Below are 23,175 nucleotides of genomic sequence, written 5' to 3' on the forward strand. Positions count from 1 at the left end.
GAAAACCGACCAAACAGCAGTTCTCTCCAGTCCCAAGCAGCATATGAATACTTTTATGGATCCTTGTCGCCCGGGCTTTTGCAACTCCCGGATGATTTGAATTCTATCTTTGTAACGACTTGCAACAAGCATTTTAGATCATCTTTTTCAGAATTACCATTGATTGTACAATTAGTTGGCGTTCCATCAATCATCCGGAATGAGTTTCGCGAGTTCCTCTTTTATGACTACTGATACTGCTGCTCCCTCTTCAAAACCTCCGGAAGTTCCTGCCTCCGTTTTAACCATTATCTCGCCAAACTCCGTTTCTACATAAGATTCTACATAATTACCCAGATACACATTTGTAAGCACTCTTCCTTCGATATGTCCTTTTTTTGGAGCTGTTAGATAAAGGCCTTCGGGGCGGCATCCCAAAACGTATTTTACGTTCTCAGATATCTTTATTCCCTTTTTCAAGATCAGTTCTTTTCCTTTTATTGTTACCTTTATACTCCCCGGTTCAACAGCATTGATTTCCACAGGGAAAAACGCTATTTTTCCCATGAAACTGGCAACAAATTTGGAATTTGGTTTTTCATACACTTCATTAGGGGAACCAATCTGCATTATCTTGCCGTTATTCATAACAATAATCCGGTCAGAAAGAGTCATGGCTTCTGTTCTATCGTGAGTAACATATAAGGTGGTTATTCCAACCTTCTTCTGGATTCTTCTAATTTCGACTCTCATTTGTTCCCTAAGCAACACATCAAGATTGGAGAGAGGCTCATCGAAGAGAAGCACTGAGGCTCTACTACAAGCGCCCTTGCCAGAGCCACCCTTTGTTGTTGACCGCCGGAAAGGCTTGAGGGTGGTCTGTGTTCAAAGCCTTTTAATCCTACCAATTCAAGAATAGAGCTAACCTGTTCCTTTATCTTATTTTTATCCACTTTTCTCATTTTCAGACCGTAAGCGACATTGTTTCCAACGCTCATGTGAGGGAAAAGCCCGTAACTTTGAAAAACCATGGCTATGTCACGTTTCCATGGTGGAATAAAAGTGACGTCTTTTTCACCAATTAGTATTTTCCCCTTAGTGGGGGTCTCAAATCCGGCAATCATTCTTAAAGTAGTGGTTTTTCCACAGCCCGAAGGCCCTAAAAGGGTAACAAACTCGCCAGGGTTAACATTAAAGGATACATCGTCCACAGCCCTTATATCGTTCCCTTCAAAACCTTTAAAAACCTTTGAAATATTCTTTAACGTAACCGAAACCGACTTCATTCATATCACCCCGAAATTATGGTTTTTTCCATGTAAGAACTCTTTTTGACCAGCAATCTCATCAATCCAAACACCGCAAGGATAATTATGATAAGAGTCGTTGCAAGCACACTTGCAAGACCAAATCGCAAATTCTCTGAGAAGTTGTATATGAGAATGGTGATGTGATACCATTTTGCAGAAATAAGGAAAATCACAGCGCTCACGGCGGTCATGGATCTGACAAAAGTATATGAAAGGCTTGAGATAAATGCAGGTCTTATCAAAGGTAGCACAATTGTCCTGAAAACCGTTGGCGAATCCGCGCCCAGACTTTGAGCAGCTTCTTCGATAGCCGGATCGATCTGTTTCAAGGTTGCCACTCCGCTTTCCACCCCCACTGGCAGCTCCCTTATAACGTAATTTATTACTATTATCGCTCCGGTTCCGACCAGCAGCAGTGGTGGCCTGTTAAAAGCAATGATATAACTGATACCCACCAGTGTTCCCGGAATAGCAAAGGGCATCAAAACAAACATTTGTAAAAGCTTTTTCCCAGGGAATTTTTTCCTGACAATTATCATTGCTACTATCATGGCTAGAATTCCAGCAATAGGTGTGGCAATTGCTGCCAGCGTGGTGGTATCTATAAGGGCATCTCTGGCCCTGGACAAGGCTTCTGTGATATTCTCCAGGGTGAAGGAATAATCTATTCCCCAGTTTTTGACAAAGCATCCCGCCACTATTGTGGAGTACAGACCAATTAGAAAAGCTGAGATAAGACCCATCATGGTTGTCAGGAAGATCTTCACCGGCCTGTTGACTATTTCAATAATCCTGGCACTCGGCTTACCGGTGACTGTTACATAGGTCTTTCTGTTTACCCAGTACCTCTGAATCAAAAAGGCTGTAAGAGTTGGTATGAGCAGAAGAATGGAAAGGGCGGCACCATTTTGTAATCTGTGCATACCCGTAACTTCAAGATATGCCTCAACGGATAACACTTTGTACTTTCCAGAAAGGATTAAAGGATTTGCAAAATCCGCCATGGAGTTTGAAAAAACCAGCAACCAGGAACTGGCAATTCCCGGGATAGAAAGGGGTAAAGTTACAGTGGTAAATACCTTCCACCGATTCGCCCTCATGTTCATCGCTGCCTCTTCAAGCGTGGAGTCAATGGCTTCCAAAACTCCACTTAAAACAAGAAAAGCTATCGGAAACATACCCATTGTTTGAACAATCACTAGACCATCGAGTCCGTATATGTCAAAGGATGTCAACCCCAGCAGTCTCCGCGTGATTAGGCCGTTGTTTCCGAAAAGCAAAATGATAGACAACGTAAGCGAGAAAGGTGGGGAGATCACTGGAAGAGTGGCCATGGTTGCGAAGAATTTCTTTCCCTTTAACTTCATTCTCGTGAGGGAGAAGGCAAAGAGAAAGCCTACCAACGTTGATGTTGTGGCGGTAAGCATCCCCAACTTTATGCTTCCCCAGAGTGCCCGGGAATAATTCCTTGTGGTTAGAACTTTTTTCCAGACGTCTAGACTGAATTCTCCGTTTTGGAAAATCGTCAGCTTAAAGGCTTCATAGAGCGGATAAGCTATGAAGGTTCCTACAATAATGAATACAATGAGTATGGTAAAACCCAGCGTGGGGTCTCTCATGAAGCTTGTGATGAAAGATACCGCAAAGACGACTCCTATCAAGAGCAAGGCAAAACCCCAAATAGTTCGTATTGTGCCAAGGATTTTCGAAGCGTTGTGTAACAGAACCAACGAACCTGTCACCATGCCATATTCCGGCTCGAGAACCGGAACAAAAGTAACAAAATACTGATTGTTACCGAGTTTAAGTATGTTTTCATGGAAATAAATTTCCTCGTAAACGGTACTTTCTATGCCATAATCAAAAAAATCCATCGTTTTCAATTTTGCGAACAAATCAGCGCTTTCAGGATTCTGGTAAAAATATTCGGGTATTTCACCATATTCTTCAAGCCCTTTAATATAAATCGCTTGTATATCGGGATAATTAGCGTCTATTTCTTCCAGCCAACTCTGTATATCGTCTTCTGGAATCGAAGAGGAAATGAGGTTGGATATTTCTAGAATTCTTTCCTTTGCTGCATCAACAAACTCTCTTTCTATGCTATTGAATACCCAAAAAATCAAAACCGCAAAAAGCCCAACTGTGACTATCAGTTTTAGAATTTTGGCCTTCATAACTGATTACACCTCCGGAGATTGGCCGGTAAGTAAGCTAATAATACAAATCCCTGCACCGCTTTGCGGTGCAGGGGAGGTTTATAACCTAAAGGAAATCATCTACCTATTTCGGTGTTCCACCTATCAGTTAGCCTTTCTCTGTTTGCAGCGTCCCATACAAAGTCCTGATCAACGGTTCTAATTGCTTCAATAGGTACTTCCACTTTGTCTTTGGGAGCTTCAGGTGAAAGAGGTATTACATACCACTTTGCAATAATTTCCTGAGCTTCTTTTCCCAAAATCCAGTTGTAAAGCTTCTTTGCTTCCACGGGTTCCTTACCACCCTTAATGAGAGACATGGAAGCAATTTCAAATCCTGTTCCTTCCTCAGGAATGGTAATTGTTATAGGTGCGCCGTTCTTCTGAAGTCTTATTAAGTCGTGGAGATAACCAATAGCGATTGGAGTTTCACCAATTGCACAGTCTTTACCACCAGCAGACCCCGATTTAGTGTACATATTGACGTTCTTGTCCAAATGTTTGAGGTACATAAAAGTCAAATCTTCATTATCACCGAAAAGATGGTATATAGTGGTGATTACGTTGTACGCAGTACCTGAAGTATTAGGATTGGCCACCCTTATCATATTTCTGTACTGAGAGTCAATGATATCAAACCAACCCTTTGGTGGCTCTATTCCAAGTTCTTTAGCTCTGTTATTGTTGGTCGCAAAGGCTAGAGGGCCGATATAAAGACCAACCCAATAAAATTCAGGATCACGGTAACCGTCAGGAATTTTGAGCGCAAACGGCGATTTATAAGGAGTTGTAAGGCCTTTCAATTTTGCTTCAATATGTCCCAGACCCACTCCACCGACCCAAATGGACGCCTGCGGATTTTCCCTTTCTGCTTCAAGCCTAGCAACCCTTTCACCTGTTGAAAGTCTTACCCATTCGACCTTTATACCGGTCCGTGCTTCAAAAAGATCGAAGAGTTCCTTTGCTAAAGGTTCCTCAAGAGTTGTGTAGGCTTTGACAACATTTCCCGACAGAGCAAGAACTGAGATCACGAGTACGAGAATTAGAGCAATCTTTCTCACAAAAATCCCCCCTTATTATTGAAGTGGAAACTCATTTGGAAAGCATGTAAATAATCTATATTATATACTTAAATATGGGCAAATTTAAAGGAAATCGAAGAGTTTGTCTTCAACATCGGTAGTCTTTGCGTCAAGTCTTATATTAACTGTTCCAGGTGAAAGCTCTTCTGCTATCAGAGTAGGCTTTTATCCTGGAAAAGAAACACCCTGGAGATATGATTCGATAATAGCGTTCTTCAACGATTTCTCTACTCTTGAATATTTTTCGGTATTCAAGTTTCTTTTTCTACATAGTCGCTTTTGTTGTTCTTCCATACCGTTAGCTTGTTTATAAAACTTCGGAATTACGTGGATTCACGCTCCTCAAATTTCCGGAATTTTGTGGAGTACAACCCCTTATGTAGTTTCACAATGCAGATGTTTTAATCCAGAACCAAGTTGGCTGGAAATAGAAAGGAGTCACTGTTGTTCAAACTGTTTTTTTGCACGATACGCCATGGCAGTATCTATGTTTTCGACTTTATTTATCTCGATATTTTCAGGGAGATGTTTTTTGAACTGCTCAAGATACTGCGGCACATTGAACATTCCTCCATGCACAAATAAGCGATTTGAACCAACTGTTTTTAATACCAGGGTACATCTTTTTCCAAGAATGCTAACGCCCTCTTCTATTATGCTGCTGACAAGTGGGGAAGGAGTATTGAAAATTTCACGCGTGAAAGCAGAGATGTGTTCTTTGAAATCCGATCTGCTTTGAAGGTTTGTTAGATCCTCGAACCTCTGCACTTCATAAAAGTTCAGAATCCTGCTGAAGATAGGGTCATAATCCCTCAGGTTGTCATTGTATTTGAAGAACTCTTGCAAAATTCTCAAGGAAATCCAGAAAGCACTTCCTTCATCATCAAAAAGGTGGCCCCAGCCTCCGGAACGTTTTGTGTTCCCCTTTGCGTCTATTCCCAGAACCACAGAACCAGTACCAGCGATTACTACAACTGTGGGTTCCCCGTTATAACAGGTTAGAAGTGTCGCTTTTATATCAGTTAGAATTTCCAGGTTTTCGCAGCGGTACACTTCTTCCACAACAGATTTGAGAATGAAACGCCTTTCTTGCGTTTCTGCACCGGAGAACGAGAGTATCATCCCGTTCACTGGTCCGGTAAGTTTAAAAAGTTGTGAAAAGACATTCTTTATTTGTTCTTTTGGTTTGCTGGTTAGGTTCACGCCTTCTTTTATTAGAAATTTCTTTTCGGTATGGTTTTCAAGAAGAGTTGCTCGCAAATGCGTTCCACCACCGTCAACACCAAGAAATTTCACGTTCGGCGTACCACCTTGAATTTGTATTTGTCTCCTCTGTATATTGACAGAACATACTCGATACATTTACCGTCTGAGGTGTAGGTGTATCTTCTTCGTAATATAGCGCATTCTCCATCATCCTGGTTTAGATATCTTGCGTTTTCTCCATCGATTTTGATAAGTTCCATGATTTCTTCAGCATGCGAAAGGGAGATACCAAATTCATCTTTCAGAATTCCATACAGGGATTCTTTTTCCATGTTGTGTTCCAGAATGTTTAGCACCCTGATATCCGCATTTGGATTGAGGTAAGCCCATTCAATAGCATATGGTTCGTTATCTAGAAATCTGATTCTTTTTAACAGAACCACCATTCCTTCGCCCGGCATATCGAATACTTCTTTTGCTTCAAGAGGGATTCGAGTTAGTTTATTCGTGATTACTTTGGAGTGAGCTTTCATCCCCATTAGCTTTGCTTCTTCTGAAAAACCGGTAAGATTGCTAAGCTGTTCTTCCTTTTTGTCGAGAGTTATAAACGTTCCTTTGCCTTTGATCCTCTCGATAATTCCTTCCCTCTTGAGTTCCTCAAGCGCGCGTCTAACGGTTGTTCGACTTACATTGAACATTTCACAGATTTCTTTCTCTGTGGGGAGTTGATCCCCTCTTTTGTAGATACCGTTTTCGATGTTCTCTCTCAATTTAAGGTAAATTTGATAATGAAGAGGTACAGGTGCTTCCCTCATTTTTTATCACTCCTCAACAATTCCAGAGCTTCACTTAGAGTTTCTCTTTTTGAAAGTGCGTTCATACATTCTTCTTTGCTTTTGTTAGAAAGGATCATAAGAGCGGCCAATTTGGGACTGTTATCAGCCAATTTAAGATATTTCAGGCTCTCGTCCCGATCTATTCCCGTGATTTCCGAGATCATTCTTGCAGCTCTTGCCTTGAGCTTTTCGTTGAGTATTTTTACGTCAATCATATAGTTTTTATAGGTTTTTCCGAGTTTGATCATGGTTACTGTACTGATCATATTGAGGACCATCTTTTGTGCTGTTCCAGCTTTCATTCTGGTGCTTCCAGCGATTATTTCTGGACCGGTTCGAATGGTTACAGAGATGTCTGCTATATTCTCTAGTGCGGGATTGGCAACATTAGAAATCAACACGGTGTGACAGCCAATTCTTTTCGCTTCAAGAAGCATTCCCTTCACATAGGGGGTTCTACCACTTGCAGTTAAGCCAATCACCAGATCTTTTGAATATACGTCGTGCTTTTTGAGATCAATTTCACCTTGTTTTTCACTATCTTCAATAGCTTCGAGAGATCTGAGAAAGGCTTCTTCCCCACCAGCCATAATGGGTAAAAACAATCCTTCTGGAACACCAAAAGTGGGAACGGTTTCAACAGCATCTATTATAGCGATTCGGCCACTGGTTCCCGCGCCTCCATAGATTATTCGACCACCATTTTTAATAGCTTTAACGCACATTTCAATAACTACGGCAATCTTTTCGAGATTCTCAGCAATCGTCAGGGGAACAGTTGCATCTTCCTGATTTATGATCCTTAAAATCTCAACAATTGACATATTGTCGAAGTTTGAGGTTTTTGGGTTTGGTAATTCTGTTTCAACTTTTTCAAGCATTCGGTGCTCCTCCTCCACGAAAGCTTTTATATTTTACATGTATAAGGTTATTTACCGATTCACAACAGGTAATTTCCCTTTTGCTTTGATCTTACCGGTCAGAACTTTGAAAAGACTTTTTTGGAGCTCAGGAGTATAACCATATGAAGCTATCGCGTTTTCAACTCCTTCTATAAAGCAATCGTATGGATTTCGTAAAGCAACAATGAGTGTTTTCCCCACTTTCGATATCTCTTCTGCCAGGGCTCTCTGCCCTGGAAAGAGATGAGCGTTTTCAGTGAATATAACGTTTACCTTTCCTACGGCTTTTTTGATGTACTTGTTGATTTGATCAGGTTTTATTTTTAAGTCAAAGGTATAAAATTCTGCGTTTGTGTATTTAGCTATTTCCTGTGATATCCAGGGAATTCCCTCTTTTTCATCTTCAACTTGCACTAAACGTGAAAGAACGACCGTAAAAACATTGTCAACGTGCTGAAGAGGAATAAGATTGTCCTTGTTTTTTAAGAGCGTTATCGCTTCATCGCTTATGTGTTGCATCTCATTAATGTGCTCATCGCTACCAACCAGTTTAATTTCAATTTTTGGGGCTTTGTTGATTAGTTTTTTCATCGCTTCAATTTTGCTCAACGACTCTTCAAGGCGTTTTTGGAGTTTAGGCTCTTTTTCGATCTGCTTGACCAGGTAGTTTTTAACGGCTATTTGTATGTCATCGTTATGACATACAGTAAGTATATCCATGCCAGCGGCAAAGGCTTTCAAAGTAGCTTCTTCGACGGGAAAATAATTTGTTATTCCACCCATGAGCAGATCATCGGCAATCAAAACTCCTTTGTAATGCAGTTTTTTTCTCACAAGCTCCGTTAAGATCTCTTCGGAAAGGGTTGCGGGTATTTTCGTATGCTGCAAAGCAGGAATATATATGTGGCTCGGCATCCAGCTAAGTGCTTCAATTTTTTTAAAAGGAATAAGTTCGAATTTTTTTAGTTCATCATAAGACACATCTAAAACCGGCATATCTATATGGGCATCAACGGAAACGCGCCCTTTACCCGGAAAATGTTTCAGACATGCTATTATCCCATTTTCTTGAAGCCCTTTGGTGAATTTTCTGCCGAATTCAACAACAGTATTTACATCGCTTGAAAAACTTCGTACTCCTATGCCCGGATTGTTAGGATTGTTGTTTATATCTACTACAGGAGCAAGATCCCAATCAATTCCTACCGCGCGCATTTCTTTTGCAAGTATGCTTGCTGCTATAAAGCATTCTCAGAATTACCCGTTGCTGCTATCGCCATGGCACCCGGTGATATGGCGAACCCCTTTGTGAGGCGTGTAACTATTCCGCCTTCCTGATCTATCGCTATCAGAGGTTTGTATCCTAAAACTCGTTTACATTCATCGATGAAGTCTTTAACCTGTGAAGGGTTTTCAATGTTGCGGGAAAAAAGGATAATCGAGCCTGGGTTCACTCTTTCGAGTATTTTCACCGTTTCAGCGTCCATACTTTTACCCGGGAGTCCAATCATAAATAGTTTGCCTACTTTTTCTTCAAGAGTCATAATATAAATTCCCTCCGTATATCAATAGATCGGAAACGGTATCTATAAACTCTTCAGCTGATTTACGCCAGACGTTGACATCAGTTTTTCCCGTAGCTATTTCTAATGCCAATTCGTCTCCCATTAATCGTGAGATATGCTTATCGATTTTCATTTCAGGGTATTTTGAGAGGTAGTGTAAAAGTGAAATCGAAACTTCAAAGAAATTATCTTCAAATTTTGGGAAAAACTCAACGCCAAAACACAATTGTTGGGCGTACTTACCAAATCTCGGGATGAACTCACGCTTTCTTAGGATAAGATTCGGGAACATATCCTTGAGAAATTCATACAGTTCGTCGTTATCAACCCAGGGGGCTCCGATATACTGAAAAGGTTTTGGTGTTCCTCGCCCTTCGCTAACGTTTGTTGCTTCAAGAAAGCAAATTCCGGCATAACATAAGGTAGCCTCGTATGTTGGAAGGGCAGGAGATGGTACATTCCATAATAAATCGGTTTGATTAAACCCTTCACCGCCCCAACCTTCAAGAGGTATTACTTTTAATTCAAGATCGAGTTTTTTCAGCCTTAAAAAGTATTGTGCAAGTTCTCCTGGAGTTAAACCATACCTCGTTGGGAGTAAATAATCACCGACGAAACTGGAAAGTTTGTCGGGGATTCTTGGACCATAGACTTTTCTCCCCAGTGGATTTATCCTGTCAAGAACAAGATAATCAATACCATTTTCGCTTGCTGCTTCCAGCGTATATGCTAGGGTATAGATAAACGTATAATATCTGAGTCCAACATCCTGTATGTCATAAACAAGTATATCGATGTCTTCCAGATCATTGGACTCAGGTTTTTTCTTCTTTCCATAAAGACTTATAACCGGGATTTTGTATTTAGGATGAAGTGTATCATTGAACGTTTCACCGTCAGGAAGCCCATATAATCCATGTTCCGGCGTGAATATCTTAACCACATTTATGTTATTTTGGATTAAAACATCCAGTCCCTGACGCATATCTTTGGTAACAAAGGAATAATTAGTGATCAGTCCAACCTTCCTTCTTCTTAAAGGCCTAAATTCGTTCTTCTCTAATACATCAATACCCTGAAGGATCATGAGCAATTCTCCTTTTAGTTTTTATCGTTCTTTATCTAGCTATACTTATTTTGCCATAATGTAATTACAATATAACCAATATAGTTTTGATTTTATTCCTGAATATCCCACGTAATATCCAAATATTAGGTGATTACTCCAGTGTATTAACTTACTTTAGTATGTTCTTCTTTTTTCGGCATAATGTTGTATTTGTTATTACAACATACAAACTTGTATAATGTTATGGGCTAGCAAATAGTGAGATTATTGAAGTTCCAGAATTGAATTTTACTTAAGGTTAGCTTTGCTGAACGTGTTTTTCCTGACAGGGTGATATTTGGAGGTGAAAATATAAATATGAAAAAATACATTATGTTACTTCTGATGCTCGCAATGTTCACGCTTTCCTTTCCTATGGCACTACCGGAGATCCCCATGACAGAACTTGAAAGAGACATTATAAATACAGCGTTGAGTATGCTTGGTGGAACCTATGGATGGGGAGAAATGGATCCGGAGAAAAGAACGTTTGATTGCTGGAATTTCGTAACATGGGTTTTCCATGAAGTGCTCGATAAAAAAGAAGGCGGCGTGAAACACATGCTTATTGGTCATCCGGATCCTTTGTGGGTGTATTTTGACGATATTAATGATTTACGTACAGCCGATGTGCTTATGAATGGTGGGGGTCACACTGTCGGTTTTCATTCGGGAATTTACTATGGCAGAGGATTTACTATAGAGGCCCGTGGGGGACAGTATGGTATTGGGATCTTCAGGTTGGAAGGATTTAATAAGCACGCACCATTTGGTGAAACCGGGTACAGGTTTTGTTATTATTCTTTGCTCGCCAGGTTGTGGTTGAATCCTCATCCGAGTTTTCCATATGTATATATGGATAGTCCGGATTCATTCGTGTATTACGAAGATGGAGCAAATCTAAAGATACATTATTTAGCTTTTCCTTTTAACGCAGGTTCCAGAATAAAAGTTTCTGTTGTGGACTATATTACCCATGAAACGTTGAAGGAAGTTTATATTGATGATATTGCTATTTTTTCATACAAGGAACAGGTTATAGATGTTCACGTTGACTTGGAAGGCATAACAAGCAGTTACGTTTATTTCAAAGTTACTTTGCTCTCACCGTCCGGTGAGCCGGTTTTCAAGTACGATACATTTATTTTGTATCCAACAGAAATTGTCTGATATCTTTGGGAGGTGTTCGTTATGAGAAGAACTCTTGTGAAGGGGTTTTTGTTGGTACTTTTATTTATTACTAGCGTTTCAATAGCAGGCGGTATAACCGTATATGTATGGGATTTTCCAGCCTGGAGTGTAGATGGTGATAATTATGCCTGGATAAAATCGATGATGAGAGAATATTCTGCGAATCATCCCGGGGTTTCGTTTAAACTTACGGAGATACCGTGGGCAGGTGGAGACAAGAAATTGGATCTTGCAGTAGCTTCGAGAAATTGGCCTGACATAACAAGAGGTCCGTTGAAGGCTCACTACGTTGTTCAGGGTGTACTGGTATCGACCGATGAGTACATAAATAAGGACGATTATTATGAACCCGCCCTAAAAGGTGCCACTTTTAATGGAAGAATCTATGGTTTTCCTTTTTATATGACTACCAAAGTTGTGATGATAAATAGAGAGATATTTGAAGAGCGCGGTGTTCGCATCCCAACTTTTGAAGATCCCTGGACTTTCGAAGAATTCGCTCAGGCTCTGGAAAAATTGACTTATGATAAAGATGGTGATGGAAGAATAGATGTTTACGGTTTTGCTGCAAGCGCTATGCCTCCCGACAACTCACATCTTTGGCCCTTCCTTCTTGCCAACGGCGGTAAGATCATAGAAGAAGAAAAGGGAAATCTTCGCTGCGTTATCAACACTCCTGAAAACGCCGAAATACTTGGATACCTTGCAGGTATTTTCAAAAAATATGCGCCCCCCTATATGGCTGCATACGGTGATGCTGACGCATATAACTTATTCAAAAGCGGCAGAGCGGCAGTTTATATGTCAGGTACATGGGCGATTCCACCGATTAGAAGAGCTGGTATAGATATAGATGTTGTTCCTTTCCCTGTTAAGAAGAAAGGTGATTCGTTTTTGGAGCTTTGGAGATGTATCAAGTTATCAGATATTCATACAAAAAGATCCTAAAAAGCTCTCGATTCTCATAGATTTTGCTAAAACGATTACTTCAGTGGAACAACAGAAGAAACTTGTTGAGTATGGTCAATTCCCCACCCTTAAATCTGTTGGGAACATCTATGAGGGTGATGATGCTATGACAAAGGCCGCTATTATATCCCAGTACAATTTTATTTTCCCGCCACATCCCGCTAAAGATAAAGCCATCGAAAAGATATCCCAACAGATACAATTAGCATTACTCGAGAGAATTTCACCGGAGGATGCGTTGAAGAATGCTGAAAAAGCGGCAAATAGAATACTGTTAAGAGGAGGCAAATAGGTGAAAAAACGGCAGCTTTACGGATACCTTTTCATATTACCTGCCATGTCATTATTTGTTGTTTTTCTGTTTATACCGGTTGTAATGGCCCTTGTAATGGCCTTTCAAGAAGTTGGCGTATGGGGGTCAGAATGGGTTGGTTTTGAGAATTTCAAAGAGATTATCCATTGGGAAGATTTTTGGGTAGCATTGAGAAATACTGCATTATACACTTCGATAGTAGTTTTCAAAAACATATCTGTTGCCCTCGTAATCGCTAGTTTGTTGCTATCGTTGAAAAACAAATGGCAGAGTTTTTTTAGGGCGGCGTATTATCTTCCAACCGTTACTTCTGCCGTCGTTATATCCCTGATTTGGGGCTGGCTTTTGAATGCATCATTTGGGCCGATAAATATGTTTTTACAAAAGCTCGGGCTTCAACCTGTTCCCTGGCTGGTGGATCCGGATATTGCAATGTGGTCGATTATCTTAACAGATATGGTGATTGCGCCGGGTTCAGGGATCATTCTCTTTCTTGCAGCGATGAATAATATCCCGAAGACGTACTATGAAGCTGCCGATATCGATGGGGCTAACTGGTTTGTTAAATGGTGGAGGATCACAGTACCGCTTGTGAAACCAACCATGTTGTATCTGACCATCAGCTACACTATCGTTGCGATGAGTGTGTTCGATAAAATATACATTCTGACACATGGTGGCCCCGGGAACGCAACCATTACTTTTGTGTATTTGATATATAACACGGCCTTTAGAGATTTCAATTATGGTCTCGCTTCGGCACTTTCTGTTATATTCTTTGGAATTGCTGTGGTTATATCGTTCTTCCAATTCCGTATGATGTCACAATCATACGAATTTTAATGAGATTCGGGGAGTTGGTAGCTGGTGAACAAGAAAGCGTTGTGGATCTTTGTTATGGTTTTCCTCTTTCTATGGGCATTCATGACCTTGTTTCCAATGTATTGGATGTTTCAGACATCTTTGACACCAGAAGATGACATAAGTACTTTTCCGCCCCGACTGTTTCCAAGCCGTTTGACGTTGGAAAACTTCAAGCAATTGTTTATGGAATCCAACATCTGGACATGGACCAAGAACAGTCTGATCATCACTGTGAGTATAACCCTGTTATCACTTTTTGTTTGTTCATTAGCAGCGTATGCCTTCGCAAAAATTCCTTTCAAGGGAAGGAGTCCTATATTCACAATGGTGGTTGCCACCATCATGGTTCCAGCGCAGGTGACGCTCCTTCCAACATTTATACTTGTCAACAAGTTCGGAATAGTGGATACACTCTGGGCTGTAATCCTGACATCGATTGCAAGTCCTTACACGATCTTCATGATGAGGCAGTACATGATATCGATACCAATCGATTATATCGATGCAGCTAGAATAGATGGTGCCTCAGAATTCAAGATATATTCGAGCATAATTCTCCCGATGAGCAAACCAGTATTGGGGGCCAGCGCAATATTCACTTTTATCAGCACATGGAATGGATTTTTATGGCCTTTGATTGTTTTGAACTCTCCAGAGAAATATCCTCTTACCGTTGGGTTGGCAACGCTTCAAAATCAGAACCTGAACCAATATGGTTTACAGATGGCTGGAGCTGCTATATCTGCTATACCAATGATTGTGGTGTTTTTCGCTTTCCAGAGGTATTTTATGAAGGGACTGATGACCGGTGGTACGAAGGGTTAGCGTTGTCATTATCCTAATTTTTGTGACTGTATTGATAGCTTACCCTGTCGGGATTTGGGTGGTTAGAGATCAAATTGTTTCACCTGAGAAGATAGAGAATGTTATTAAAATAGCCAAAGAGGTTGGAGCAACAAGACTGTATGTACAGGTAGTTTGGCGAGCAGATGCTTATTATGAATCCGATATTCTTCCACGAGCAGAAGCGCTTGAAGGTCAACCAAAGGACTTCGATCCTCTTGCTTATGTATTGAAATTAGCCAGGTCTGAAAACTTAAAAATATCCGCATGGATAAACGCATGTTATGCATGGAATTTTGTCACGAGGCCAAAATCTCCAGAACATGTTATTAATAAACATCCTGAATGGGTAACCTACGATCAAAACGGTGTTTCAATGCTTAATTATACCGGTTCAGAGTCGTTAGATGTCCCTGGCATTTTTCTTGAGCCGGGTCTTCCGGAAGTTAGAGATTTCATCGCGAGCATTGCTGAAGAAATTGCAAGCAAATACGATGTTGACGAGATTCATCTGGATTATATAAGGTATCCATTTAGAACCTTCGGTTACCATCCAGAGGTTCAGAAAGCTTACAGAAAATGGCTTATACGTGCATTAAAAGAAAAGAGAGTAAAAAATCTTGCCAGTGCTTTTGATGACTACCGTCGAGAGCAAGTTTCTTTGCTGGTGAAAGAGATTTATGACAGGGTAACCAGCCATGGGAAACGCCTTTCTGCTGCCGTGCTTGCGTATTATGAGCAAGATGCTTATGAACAACGATTTCAGGCTTGGCTTGAATGGTTAAAAGGTGGTTATCTCGATTATGCTGTGATGATGGCATATGATCCGTATCCGGAAACAGTTAAGCATTATGTACTCTATGCCCTCGATAGACTGGGAAATCTTGAAAATGTACGAATCGGTCTTGGTGCGTACAAAGTTGTGGAAGAACCGCAAAAATTAAGGGATTTGGTGGATAGTGTTTTATATCTGAATCCAGATGAAATTGTTATTTTTTCGATCGCAAGTCTTATGGAAAGTAAGGAGATGCAAAAAATTGTGCGGGGTATCTCCCGTTAAAATTTGGGTTCAAAAAGGAGGGGTACATCATGAGAAAGCTGCTTGTTAGTGTTGTTATGGTCATGTTGCTTGTAGTGAGCGTTGTGGCTTTTGCCGATGACGCAAAGGTTGAAAGAACAGTGGTTGGGGTTGTTATGAGCGATTATTCTGCACGCTGGTTTGCTGAACTGGGCTTTTCAGGGGATCACTGGGATTATCTAGCGTTGATGAAGAATATATTCGATTTTGTTAAATGGTCTCGGTTATAAAGCTGTTCCGATATTTGATAGAGATCTCGAACTTTACGCCAATCCAGAAAGTGATCCCGTCGTCAAATTCACAAGAACATATAATCTTGACCAGGTAAAACTTCTCATACTGTGTGATACCAGAAGACTCTCACCACTTGAAGTTGAGGCGGTTAAAAAGTTCATCTCTGAGGGTGGAAAGGTCCTTGCGCTTAGTCAGGTATCTTTCAGAGATCATAACAATAGTAAGTTTGATAATCCAGATGTATTCGGGCTTTCTAATGAGCTAAAGATATCCTATAGCTCCTTTGCCTGGAAACCGCCAGCGCACGGTTACATTAAAAAAGCAGCTGACCATCCAATCTGGGAAGGTTTGGACGAATTTATACCAACAACAAGACATTGGGTTATGGTTGTTAAGACACTCGAAGGCGGAAAAGTTCTTGGTGAATGGTTCAACGATGATAAGATTCTGCCAAGCCATATGCCGGATCTCAATGGTGCGATTATCGAAGCGCATAATACAATTTACATTGGTGAAGATCTCTTCCTTCCTATCAATTTTAAAGAACCGATGGTTCAGATGCTTCTCGCAAATATCATTTTATACCTGATGCAGTAATAAGCATACCGGGCGCCCGTTACAGGGCGTCCTTTATCTATCCCTTGGTCATCTTTGACAGTTCGATTTGGAGTTATTGCTGACTCAATCGAGTTGTGAAAGATGTCCTTAGGGGAATTTCCTTGGGAGGTGTGTTTATGAAGAAACTCAGTGTTTTAGTTTTTTTGCTGGTTTCAGTTATGTATTTGTCCGGAGTTCTTGATGATAAGATCATTGTAATTGATCCGGGGCATGGCGGTACCGAGAGAGGGGCCATAGCGACTCATATAGATGAAGCTACCATAAATCTAAAGGTTGGCTTGATGCTTCGAGAAATGTTGGAAGAAGAAGGAGCAATTGTTGTTATGACACGTACAAGAGATACTACCGTTTCTTTGAAGAGAAGGGCTGAAATTGCAAACATTGTTCAGGGGGATCTTTTTGTAAGCATTCATCACAACTACATGGAAACTTCTCCGGAGGCTGACTTTTCTATAGTTTATTACTCTACCCTTTCCGGTGATTATGCAAGAAATCTTGCAGATTATTTGATAGATAGCTTTGAAAAATACGTTGGCACAAAAGGCAATCCGGGACCGGGTGATGTTTACCTTATGAGAACAGTGAAAATTCCTGCAGTCCTTGGAGAACCGTGTCTAATGTCTAATGCGGAACGGGAAAAATGGTTGATGAATGAAGAAAATCTTCGAAAAGAGGCGCTGGCGTACAGAGATGCGATAATAAAGCTCTTCAGTCAAAAGATCCCGAAACTAACAATCGATACAGCAGAAGAAATCAGCAATGAATTTGCTGTTGCCTCTGATATACCACTTACTGAAATATCAGGTTTTTTGAATTCTACACCCCTTGAAAGAGTTATTGACGAAAATGGATTATCGGTGAAGTTTATAGTTCCAGAAAACATTGCGCCAGGTAGATACGAACTTGTCGTTTATGCTGTTTCAAAGGAAGGTATCAGGAGTAAAATGTATCGAAAATCCATAATTTATTCCCCAAGGGCTTCAGAAATATGGGTTCGCGTCCTTCCAACTGTTGCACCAGCAGTAGTGGGAAGCTATTTTCGTGTAGAGTATGCTGTTTACGCGGGGAAACACAGATTAGAAAGCATTCCAAAAATTATTTCCAGCAATGATTTTATCTCGGTGAGGAACGGTTATATTTTCGTTCCTTACATGGGAAAAGATAAAGTAACGTTGACACTCAGCAGTGGTTCAATCACGAAGGAACTAACTGTGACTTTTTCAGGAAAACAAAATGTCGAGGTTATTCAGGTATATTCTGAAGATGGGAAACTTCTTGATTTAATCCAGAGTTCGGGGAAAGTGATCATAGAAAAACCTGGATATGAACCGCTCGAATACATTCCACAACTAAAAGATCCTGTAAATTTTGCTACGGTTACGCTGAAAAGAACAAAGTATGGAGTGCTAAATGATCAATATGTGGGAATCGCTTATTCCGAGGAGTTTGAACAGGTTGCAAAAGATTTTGCCCAAAAAGTAGAAATGCTTGGAGGCAAACCAATTGTTTATCGTGCTTCGACAATGGGAGAAGAATTCAAAGCTGCTCGAGATTTCAATAAACACAACTGCATTGTTGTCGCGGTTTTCACCTTTAATACCAGCAGTAGGATTTCTATGCTATCGAGGGCACCGGTCGTAATTACCTCTGAAAAAGAAATTGATAAAGTGCTTGATATTTTGATTCAGCGAATCAGTAATTGAAATCGTGATATGTGTAAACGTATCGTTTGAAAATGTACTACAGCGATTTCATAAGAATATCTTGATAAAGCAATCTGATTAAATTCCAAGGAGGAGAAACAGGTGAATATAGCCGTACTCATAAAACAGGTACCCGATACAGATGAAGTGAAACTCGATCCTGAGACGGGAACCATGATAAGAGAAGGGTTGGAAAATATCATAAATCCCCTGGATTTGCACGCATTAGAAGCAGCTCTCAGAATAAAGGAAACTAACGGTGCTAAAGTAACGGTGGTCACAATGGGACCTCCGGTGGCTGAGGAAGCTTTAAGGGAAGCCATAGCGATGGGAGCAGATACCGCTGTGCTTGTTAGCGATAGGCGTTTTGCCGGAGCGGATACATATGCTACTGCCAGAACCCTGGTGGCCACCCTATGGAAACTCGGTAATTTCGATTTAATACTCGCGGGAGAAAAATCTATCGATGGAGAAACCGGACAGGTTGGTCCTGAAGTGGGAGCTCTCATGGGGATACCTGTATTATCCTATGTGTCTGATATATGTGACGTTTCTGAGTCTGGTATTGTGGCAGAACGAGAGGTGGAAGAAGGAAAAGAAAAGTGGAAGGTCAGTTTTCCCTGTTTGCTTACAGTTACAAAGGATGTAAACGAACCGAGATTGCCGACACTTTCAGGGAAGAAAAAGGCCAAAAAAGCGAAGATAGAGGTGCTCAATTGCGACATGACAGGGATAGATCCCGCTATGGTAGGGTTGAAAGGTTCGCCGACCAGAGTGGTGAAGATCAGCACGCCGAAGATTTCAAGAACGGTTGAGATGTACGAGGGGAAGAATTTGAATAAAGGTATAGACAAAGTGATAGAACTGCTCAAGCCGTTTTTGGAGGTAGAAAAATGAGTAAGGATATATGGGTTATAGCGGAGAGAAGAAACGACGAAATTCATTCCAGTACCTACGAATTACTGGGCAAAGCGAGGGAAATTGCTAAAAAAGCTGGAGACTTCATGGTTTGGGTGATCGTATTAAGTGAAAGAACGATGACTGAAACCGAGAAAGGGTTGTTGTACCGTTACGGTGCCGATGGGATTATAGCGGCTGTCCATGAAGTTTTTCAGAGGTTTAATTTTTTGGCTTACCTTGAAACCCTTGAGAAGCTTGCCAAAGAAGCTGAGCCAGAGATAATCCTGGCACCAGCCACCACTACCGGGAGAACGATTATGCCAGCGCTTGCAGGTGTTCTTGGTACAGGGTTGACGGCAGATTGTACCGGTCTGGATATCGAAGTTGAAACAGGAAACCTCCTTCAAACTAGGCCGGCGATCGGTGGAAATATCATGGCTATGAATTAAAACACCAGCCCATAGGCCACAGATGGCTACCGTAAGACCAAAAACCTTTTCGGTACTGGAAGAAAAATATGATGGGCCGCGCGAATATCGCGAGATCCATCCCATTTTTTTCTCGAAGATCGATCGGATGGAACTGGTTGAATTTAAGGGCACCCCTTCAGAGATGAAAAGCATACAGGATTCAGAAATAGTCATATCCGGCGGTAGAGGGCTGCGAAAGCCCGAGAACCTGGAGCTGTTGAAAAGAATAGCGAAGCTTGTCAACGGTTCAGTGGGTGCTTCTAGACCTATCGTTGATTCTAAATGGATAGGGCACGAATGTCAGGTTGGACTCAGCGGGCATACCGTGAAACCAAGGGTTTATCTCGCTGCCGGAATATCCGGGGCTGTACAGCACATAGCTGGAATGCAGACATCAGATGTGATAGTGGCGATAAACAAAGACAGAAACGCACCGATATTCGATTTCTCTGATATTGGTCTTGTGGGTGATGCGTCTGAAATCCTTGAGACCATTCTAAAGCGGTTGGAAGCACTGAAAGGAGAGAAAGTAAGATGATTGAGATACAAGAAGAGTTGCTTAACAGTCTAAAAGAGATCTTTGGAGATAGAATGAAACTCGAAAGAGATTTCCTCGAGAAATACTCCCGGGATGAAACGGCTGAACTCGAAGGTTCGATGCCCGGGATAGTTCTGTTTCCCCTGACTCCAGAAGAAATTTCCAGTGTCATGAAACTGGCGAATCAATACAAAGTACCCGTAACGCCAAGAGGGGCAGGAACGGGGCTTTCGGGAGGAGCTATCCCGCCAAGTGGCGGAATTGTACTCTCGCTGGAAAAGATGAACAGGATAATCGAGTTCGATGAAGAAAACATGATGATAACCGTTGAACCGGGTGTTATAACCAATGAAATTCAGAAACTCGCTGACAGGCACGGCCTTATTTATGGGGGAGATCCATGCAGTAGCGATAGTTCCACAATAGGTGGGAATGTGGCTGAAAATGCCGGAGGAAACAAGGTCCTAAAATATGGCCCGACCGGTTATCATGTGTACGCCCTTGAGGTTGTACTTCCTACCGGTGAGATAGTCCAGTTTGGCGGAAAAAGGATAAAAGATGTTACCGGGTTCGATATGATTCATCTATTGATAGGTTCTGAGGGAACGTTGGGTATAGTTACAAAGATCACTCTCAGACTGCTTCCAAAACCAAAATATTCTGTTGCCCTGTTGGCACCCTTCGAATCTGTTGAGAAAGCCATAGACGCTGTTCCGAAACTCATGGTTAAATCCGGTACTATGCCTTCTTCACTGGAATTCATGGATCGATCTTCGATACAGTCTACATGTAAGTTTTTGAATATAGAATTTCCGTACAGTGATGCGGGAGCACACCTCATAATAGAAGTGGAGGGCAACAACAAAACAGCTGTTTCTGACGATTACGAAAGGATAGGAGATATCTGCCTGGAAGAGGGAGCGCTGGAGGTATTTGTAGCGGATAACAGAAACACTCGCGAAAAGCTCTGGAAGGTGAGAAAGTCGATAGCAGAAGCCCTTTCGGTGTACAGTCCGGTTCATTGTATGGAAGATGTTTCTGTTCCCATGGCAAGAATTCCGGAACTCATAAAAGGTGCGGAAAAGATTGCTGAGAAACACGGCCTTGAGATGTTGAGTTTCGGTCATGCCGGCGACGGGAATGTTCACGTGACATTTGTCAAAGGTGATAGAACGGAAGAGTACTGGAAAGCACATCTGGAACCTGCACTGATTGAATTATATGAGCTCGCCAGAGATCTGGGGGGATGTATCAGCGGTGAACACGGTATTGGTCTGAAGAGAAAGAAATACCTTCCTATAATCCTTGACGAGTCCCAGATCAGGTTGATAAAAGGAATAAAACGGATATTTGACCCGAACAACATACTCAATCCTGGTAAGATCGTGGATCTTTAATCGAAACACAACAACCCTATTTCACCATTGGTGAAACAAAAAAACATCCTTTGAATCGGTGATAATCCGCTTTTGGATGAAGTTTTTTATGATTTCTCCTTACCCTTTTACAGAACCGGCAAGGAGACCCCTAAGGAAATATTTACCTAATAAGGTGTACACCAAAAGAGTTGGGAGTGCTGCTAAAAGTGCCCCTGACATTTGAACATTCCATTCCACGACTTTACTTCCTGCGAGATTTACCAGGGCAACTGTAATTGGTTGTTTAGTGGGATCGCTGGTAACCGTAACCGCAAATAAGAATTCGTTCCAGATGTTGGTGAATTGCCAGATAATTACCACAACGAATCCGGGTATAGAAATCGGGAAAAGGACTTTCCAGTATGCTTTGAAAATTCCCGCACCATCTATGTGAGCAGCTTCTATGAGTTCTGAAGGAACTTCAGCATAATAATTTCTGAAAATCAACGTTGTTATTGGAAGACCATATATGATGTGTACCAGGACCAATCCCCAGATGGAACCATAGAGATTTATCCTTTGAAGGAATCTGATTAGGGGAAATAGAACACTTTGATATGGAATAAACATTCCAAAGAGTATCAAAGTAAATAACAGGTCAGATCCTTTGAATTTAATTTTTGACAGTACGTATCCATTTATTGATCCCACCATAGCCGAAATTATCGTTGCGGGTATCACGAGAATAAAACTGTTCTTTAGATTAGGAGAAAGCTTCTGAAAAGCCTTTATAAAACCGTAAAGAGAAGGTTTGGTAGGAAGGAACCACAGTCTTTCCAGACTCACTTCTGTCAGTGACTTAAAACTGGTTGAGAATAGAACATATATTGGCATTAAGAAAAAAGCTGCGAAGATGAGTAAAAGAATATATGTTAAGGTCGCATTTATTTTTTTCATCTGCTCACTTCCCTTTTCATGGATGAAATAAGGTACGGTACTATCACTACTGCTACCATTACAAGCATTATAATGGCGATGGCAGAGCCGGTAGCATATCTATTTGCCCGGAATGTAGTTTCAAACATATAAATTGCAGGTACATCAGTAACATTATTTGGGCCACTTCCGGTCATAGCATAAACAAGATCAAAGATCTTCAAGGAAATATGGCCGAGGATTATCATTGCGCTTAGGGTTATTGGACGCAAAATCGGAAATTTAATTTTCCAGAAAATTTGCTTGTCAGAAGCACCGTCAACTTTGGCTGCTTCAATCAGTGATTGTGGGATTCCTCTCAATCCTGCCAGATACATAGCCATTGTATAACCTGATAATTGCCAGATGGCGGCTATTATTACTGGAATTAGGGCAACGTTAAAATGTAGAAATGAGGTGGTGCTGGTGTACCATTTCCACTGCAAAGCTTCAAGTCCGAGCATTTTGAAAAGCAGGTTTATCCCCTGCGGGTATTTAGGCGGAATTCCCGGCGCAAAAATCCAGCTCCAAACAGTACCGGTAACAACAAAGGAAATGGCCATTGGAAATAAGAAGATGTTTTGAAATACCCTTGAACCTTTTAACCCTTTGTCCACAAGAACAGCGAGGATTATTCCCAACGATAGACAACCGATTATGAAAAAGAGAGTAAAGTAGAGCGTATTCCATAAGTCTGTCTGAAAACGTGGGTCTTCAAAAAGCCTCAGATAATTTCTTAAGCCGACGAATCTATATTCACCCCTTAGGAGTCTGGAAAAGCTGTTCCAATTCGAGAAAGAAACTCTTACAGTCCAGCCTATAAATATGTATACAAAAATGGTCAGTGACACAATCGTTGGCAGCAGAATCAGAAATCCTGTTAACTTCCGTCGAGTTGATCCTTTGATAGGCTTCACCCCCTAATGTGAAGTGAA

General features: G+C 41.2%; 25 protein-coding genes and 1 pseudogene. 13 read left to right on the forward strand and 13 right to left on the reverse strand.

Annotated elements, in window-relative coordinates; genetic code table 11:
* Window positions 1-186: 186 nt before the first annotated feature.
* From DU53_RS13015 to DU53_RS10385, 11 genes and pseudogenes are all read right to left on the reverse strand, one after another.
* A complete protein-coding gene (locus DU53_RS13015) occupies window positions 187-732 on the reverse strand; it encodes an ABC transporter ATP-binding protein (RefSeq protein ID WP_235599813.1) in 546 nt (181 codons plus the stop codon).
* The gene (locus DU53_RS13020) at window positions 729-1,265 is read right to left on the reverse strand and encodes an ABC transporter ATP-binding protein (RefSeq protein WP_235599814.1); all 537 of its coding nucleotides are present in this window, start codon (window positions 1,263-1,265) and stop codon (window positions 729-731) included. Before DU53_RS13020 ends, DU53_RS13015 begins: the two co-directional genes overlap by 4 nt.
* 5 nt (window positions 1,266-1,270) lie before the next feature.
* Entirely contained in the window at window positions 1,271-3,466 is a 2,196-nt protein-coding gene (locus DU53_RS10355) for an iron ABC transporter permease (protein WP_015869307.1), read from the reverse strand.
* Between the two features lie 98 nt (window positions 3,467-3,564).
* Entirely contained in the window at window positions 3,565-4,548 is a 984-nt protein-coding gene (locus DU53_RS10360; RefSeq protein ID WP_063728576.1) for an ABC transporter substrate-binding protein, read from the reverse strand.
* An 87-nt stretch (window positions 4,549-4,635) separates the two neighbouring features.
* Window positions 4,636-4,815 (reverse strand): annotated as a pseudogene (locus DU53_RS13025) (IS256 family transposase); the annotation flags it as partial.
* A gap of 192 nt (window positions 4,816-5,007) precedes the next feature.
* Window positions 5,008-5,865, reverse strand: a complete 858-nt coding sequence (locus tag DU53_RS10365) for a BadF/BadG/BcrA/BcrD ATPase family protein (RefSeq protein WP_015869309.1) — start codon at window positions 5,863-5,865, stop codon at window positions 5,008-5,010.
* The gene (locus DU53_RS10370; protein ID WP_015869310.1) at window positions 5,862-6,590 is read right to left on the reverse strand and encodes a GntR family transcriptional regulator; all 729 of its coding nucleotides are present in this window, start codon (window positions 6,588-6,590) and stop codon (window positions 5,862-5,864) included. The genes DU53_RS10365 and DU53_RS10370 overlap by 4 nt, the downstream gene beginning before the upstream one ends.
* Window positions 6,587-7,492 carry an N-acetylmuramic acid 6-phosphate etherase gene (gene murQ / locus DU53_RS10375; protein ID WP_015869311.1) on the reverse strand — a complete coding sequence of 302 codons (906 nt, stop codon included), beginning with the start codon at window positions 7,490-7,492 and terminating at the stop codon, window positions 6,587-6,589. Before murQ ends, DU53_RS10370 begins: the two co-directional genes overlap by 4 nt.
* A gap of 51 nt (window positions 7,493-7,543) precedes the next feature.
* Window positions 7,544-8,728 (reverse strand): glycoside hydrolase family 3 N-terminal domain-containing protein, encoded by a 1,185-nt coding sequence (locus tag DU53_RS10380; RefSeq protein WP_255358910.1) that lies wholly within the window; start codon window positions 8,726-8,728, stop codon window positions 7,544-7,546.
* Window positions 8,729-8,751: 23 nt separating this feature from the next.
* On the reverse strand, window positions 8,752-9,057 hold the full coding sequence (locus DU53_RS13240) for a glycoside hydrolase family 3 N-terminal domain-containing protein (protein ID WP_255358911.1): 306 nt from the start codon (window positions 9,055-9,057) through the stop codon (window positions 8,752-8,754).
* Window positions 9,047-10,165 carry a DUF1343 domain-containing protein gene (locus DU53_RS10385; RefSeq protein ID WP_015869313.1) on the reverse strand — a complete coding sequence of 373 codons (1,119 nt, stop codon included), beginning with the start codon at window positions 10,163-10,165 and terminating at the stop codon, window positions 9,047-9,049. Before DU53_RS10385 ends, DU53_RS13240 begins: the two co-directional genes overlap by 11 nt.
* 339 nt (window positions 10,166-10,504) lie before the next feature.
* Between DU53_RS10385 and DU53_RS10390 the strand changes: the two genes are divergently transcribed.
* The 13 genes from DU53_RS10390 to DU53_RS10445 all read left to right on the forward strand — a co-directional run bounded on the left by DU53_RS10390 (window position 10,505) and on the right by DU53_RS10445 (window position 21,304).
* Window positions 10,505-11,356, forward strand: a complete 852-nt coding sequence (locus DU53_RS10390; protein WP_015869314.1) for a C40 family peptidase — start codon at window positions 10,505-10,507, stop codon at window positions 11,354-11,356.
* 21 nt (window positions 11,357-11,377) lie between these two features.
* Window positions 11,378-12,325, forward strand: coding sequence for a sugar ABC transporter substrate-binding protein (locus tag DU53_RS10395; RefSeq protein ID WP_063728577.1), 948 nt, complete (start codon window positions 11,378-11,380; stop codon window positions 12,323-12,325).
* 43 nt (window positions 12,326-12,368) lie between these two features.
* Window positions 12,369-12,638, forward strand: a complete 270-nt coding sequence (locus DU53_RS12570; protein WP_063728579.1) for a hypothetical protein — start codon at window positions 12,369-12,371, stop codon at window positions 12,636-12,638.
* Entirely contained in the window at window positions 12,639-13,502 is an 864-nt protein-coding gene (locus DU53_RS10405) for a carbohydrate ABC transporter permease (RefSeq protein ID WP_015869316.1), read from the forward strand.
* Window positions 13,503-13,526: 24 nt separating this feature from the next.
* Window positions 13,527-14,348 carry a carbohydrate ABC transporter permease gene (locus DU53_RS10410; RefSeq protein WP_015869317.1) on the forward strand — a complete coding sequence of 274 codons (822 nt, stop codon included), beginning with the start codon at window positions 13,527-13,529 and terminating at the stop codon, window positions 14,346-14,348.
* Between the two features lie 22 nt (window positions 14,349-14,370).
* Window positions 14,371-15,426, forward strand: coding sequence for a glycoside hydrolase family 10 protein (locus DU53_RS10415; RefSeq protein WP_369816082.1), 1,056 nt, complete (start codon window positions 14,371-14,373; stop codon window positions 15,424-15,426).
* 29 nt (window positions 15,427-15,455) lie between these two features.
* On the forward strand, window positions 15,456-15,674 hold the full coding sequence (locus DU53_RS12575; protein ID WP_063728581.1) for a hypothetical protein: 219 nt from the start codon (window positions 15,456-15,458) through the stop codon (window positions 15,672-15,674).
* The gene (locus tag DU53_RS10425; protein WP_063728583.1) at window positions 15,652-16,275 is read left to right on the forward strand and encodes a hypothetical protein; all 624 of its coding nucleotides are present in this window, start codon (window positions 15,652-15,654) and stop codon (window positions 16,273-16,275) included. Before DU53_RS12575 ends, DU53_RS10425 begins: the two co-directional genes overlap by 23 nt.
* A 137-nt stretch (window positions 16,276-16,412) precedes the next feature.
* Window positions 16,413-17,999, forward strand: a complete 1,587-nt coding sequence (locus tag DU53_RS10430; protein ID WP_015869320.1) for an N-acetylmuramoyl-L-alanine amidase — start codon at window positions 16,413-16,415, stop codon at window positions 17,997-17,999.
* 102 nt (window positions 18,000-18,101) lie between these two features.
* Window positions 18,102-18,896, forward strand: coding sequence for an electron transfer flavoprotein subunit beta/FixA family protein (locus DU53_RS10435; protein ID WP_015869321.1), 795 nt, complete (start codon window positions 18,102-18,104; stop codon window positions 18,894-18,896).
* Window positions 18,893-19,348 (forward strand): electron transfer flavoprotein subunit alpha/FixB family protein, encoded by a 456-nt coding sequence (locus tag DU53_RS13030; RefSeq protein ID WP_235599815.1) that lies wholly within the window; start codon window positions 18,893-18,895, stop codon window positions 19,346-19,348. Before DU53_RS10435 ends, DU53_RS13030 begins: the two co-directional genes overlap by 4 nt.
* Before the next feature lie 127 nt (window positions 19,349-19,475).
* Entirely contained in the window at window positions 19,476-19,907 is a 432-nt protein-coding gene (locus DU53_RS13035; RefSeq protein WP_235599816.1) for an electron transfer flavoprotein subunit alpha/FixB family protein, read from the forward strand.
* Window positions 19,904-21,304, forward strand: coding sequence for an FAD-binding oxidoreductase (locus tag DU53_RS10445; RefSeq protein WP_015869323.1), 1,401 nt, complete (start codon window positions 19,904-19,906; stop codon window positions 21,302-21,304). The genes DU53_RS13035 and DU53_RS10445 overlap by 4 nt, the downstream gene beginning before the upstream one ends.
* A gap of 99 nt (window positions 21,305-21,403) precedes the next feature.
* Here DU53_RS10445 and DU53_RS10450 read toward each other — a convergent pair whose 3' ends face one another.
* Together DU53_RS10450 and DU53_RS10455 are read right to left on the reverse strand one after the other, a co-directional pair.
* Window positions 21,404-22,222: a carbohydrate ABC transporter permease gene (locus DU53_RS10450; RefSeq protein WP_015869324.1), complete on the reverse strand. Its 819-nt coding sequence runs from the start codon at window positions 22,220-22,222 to the stop codon at window positions 21,404-21,406.
* A complete protein-coding gene (locus DU53_RS10455) occupies window positions 22,219-23,157 on the reverse strand; it encodes a carbohydrate ABC transporter permease (RefSeq protein ID WP_015869325.1) in 939 nt (312 codons plus the stop codon). Before DU53_RS10455 ends, DU53_RS10450 begins: the two co-directional genes overlap by 4 nt.
* Window positions 23,158-23,175: the final 18 nt, after the last annotated feature.

Origin of the sequence: Kosmotoga sp. DU53 (assembly GCF_001639905.1) — a bacterium.
In the GTDB taxonomy this organism is placed as follows: Bacteria; Thermotogota; Thermotogae; order Petrotogales; family Kosmotogaceae; genus Kosmotoga; species Kosmotoga olearia.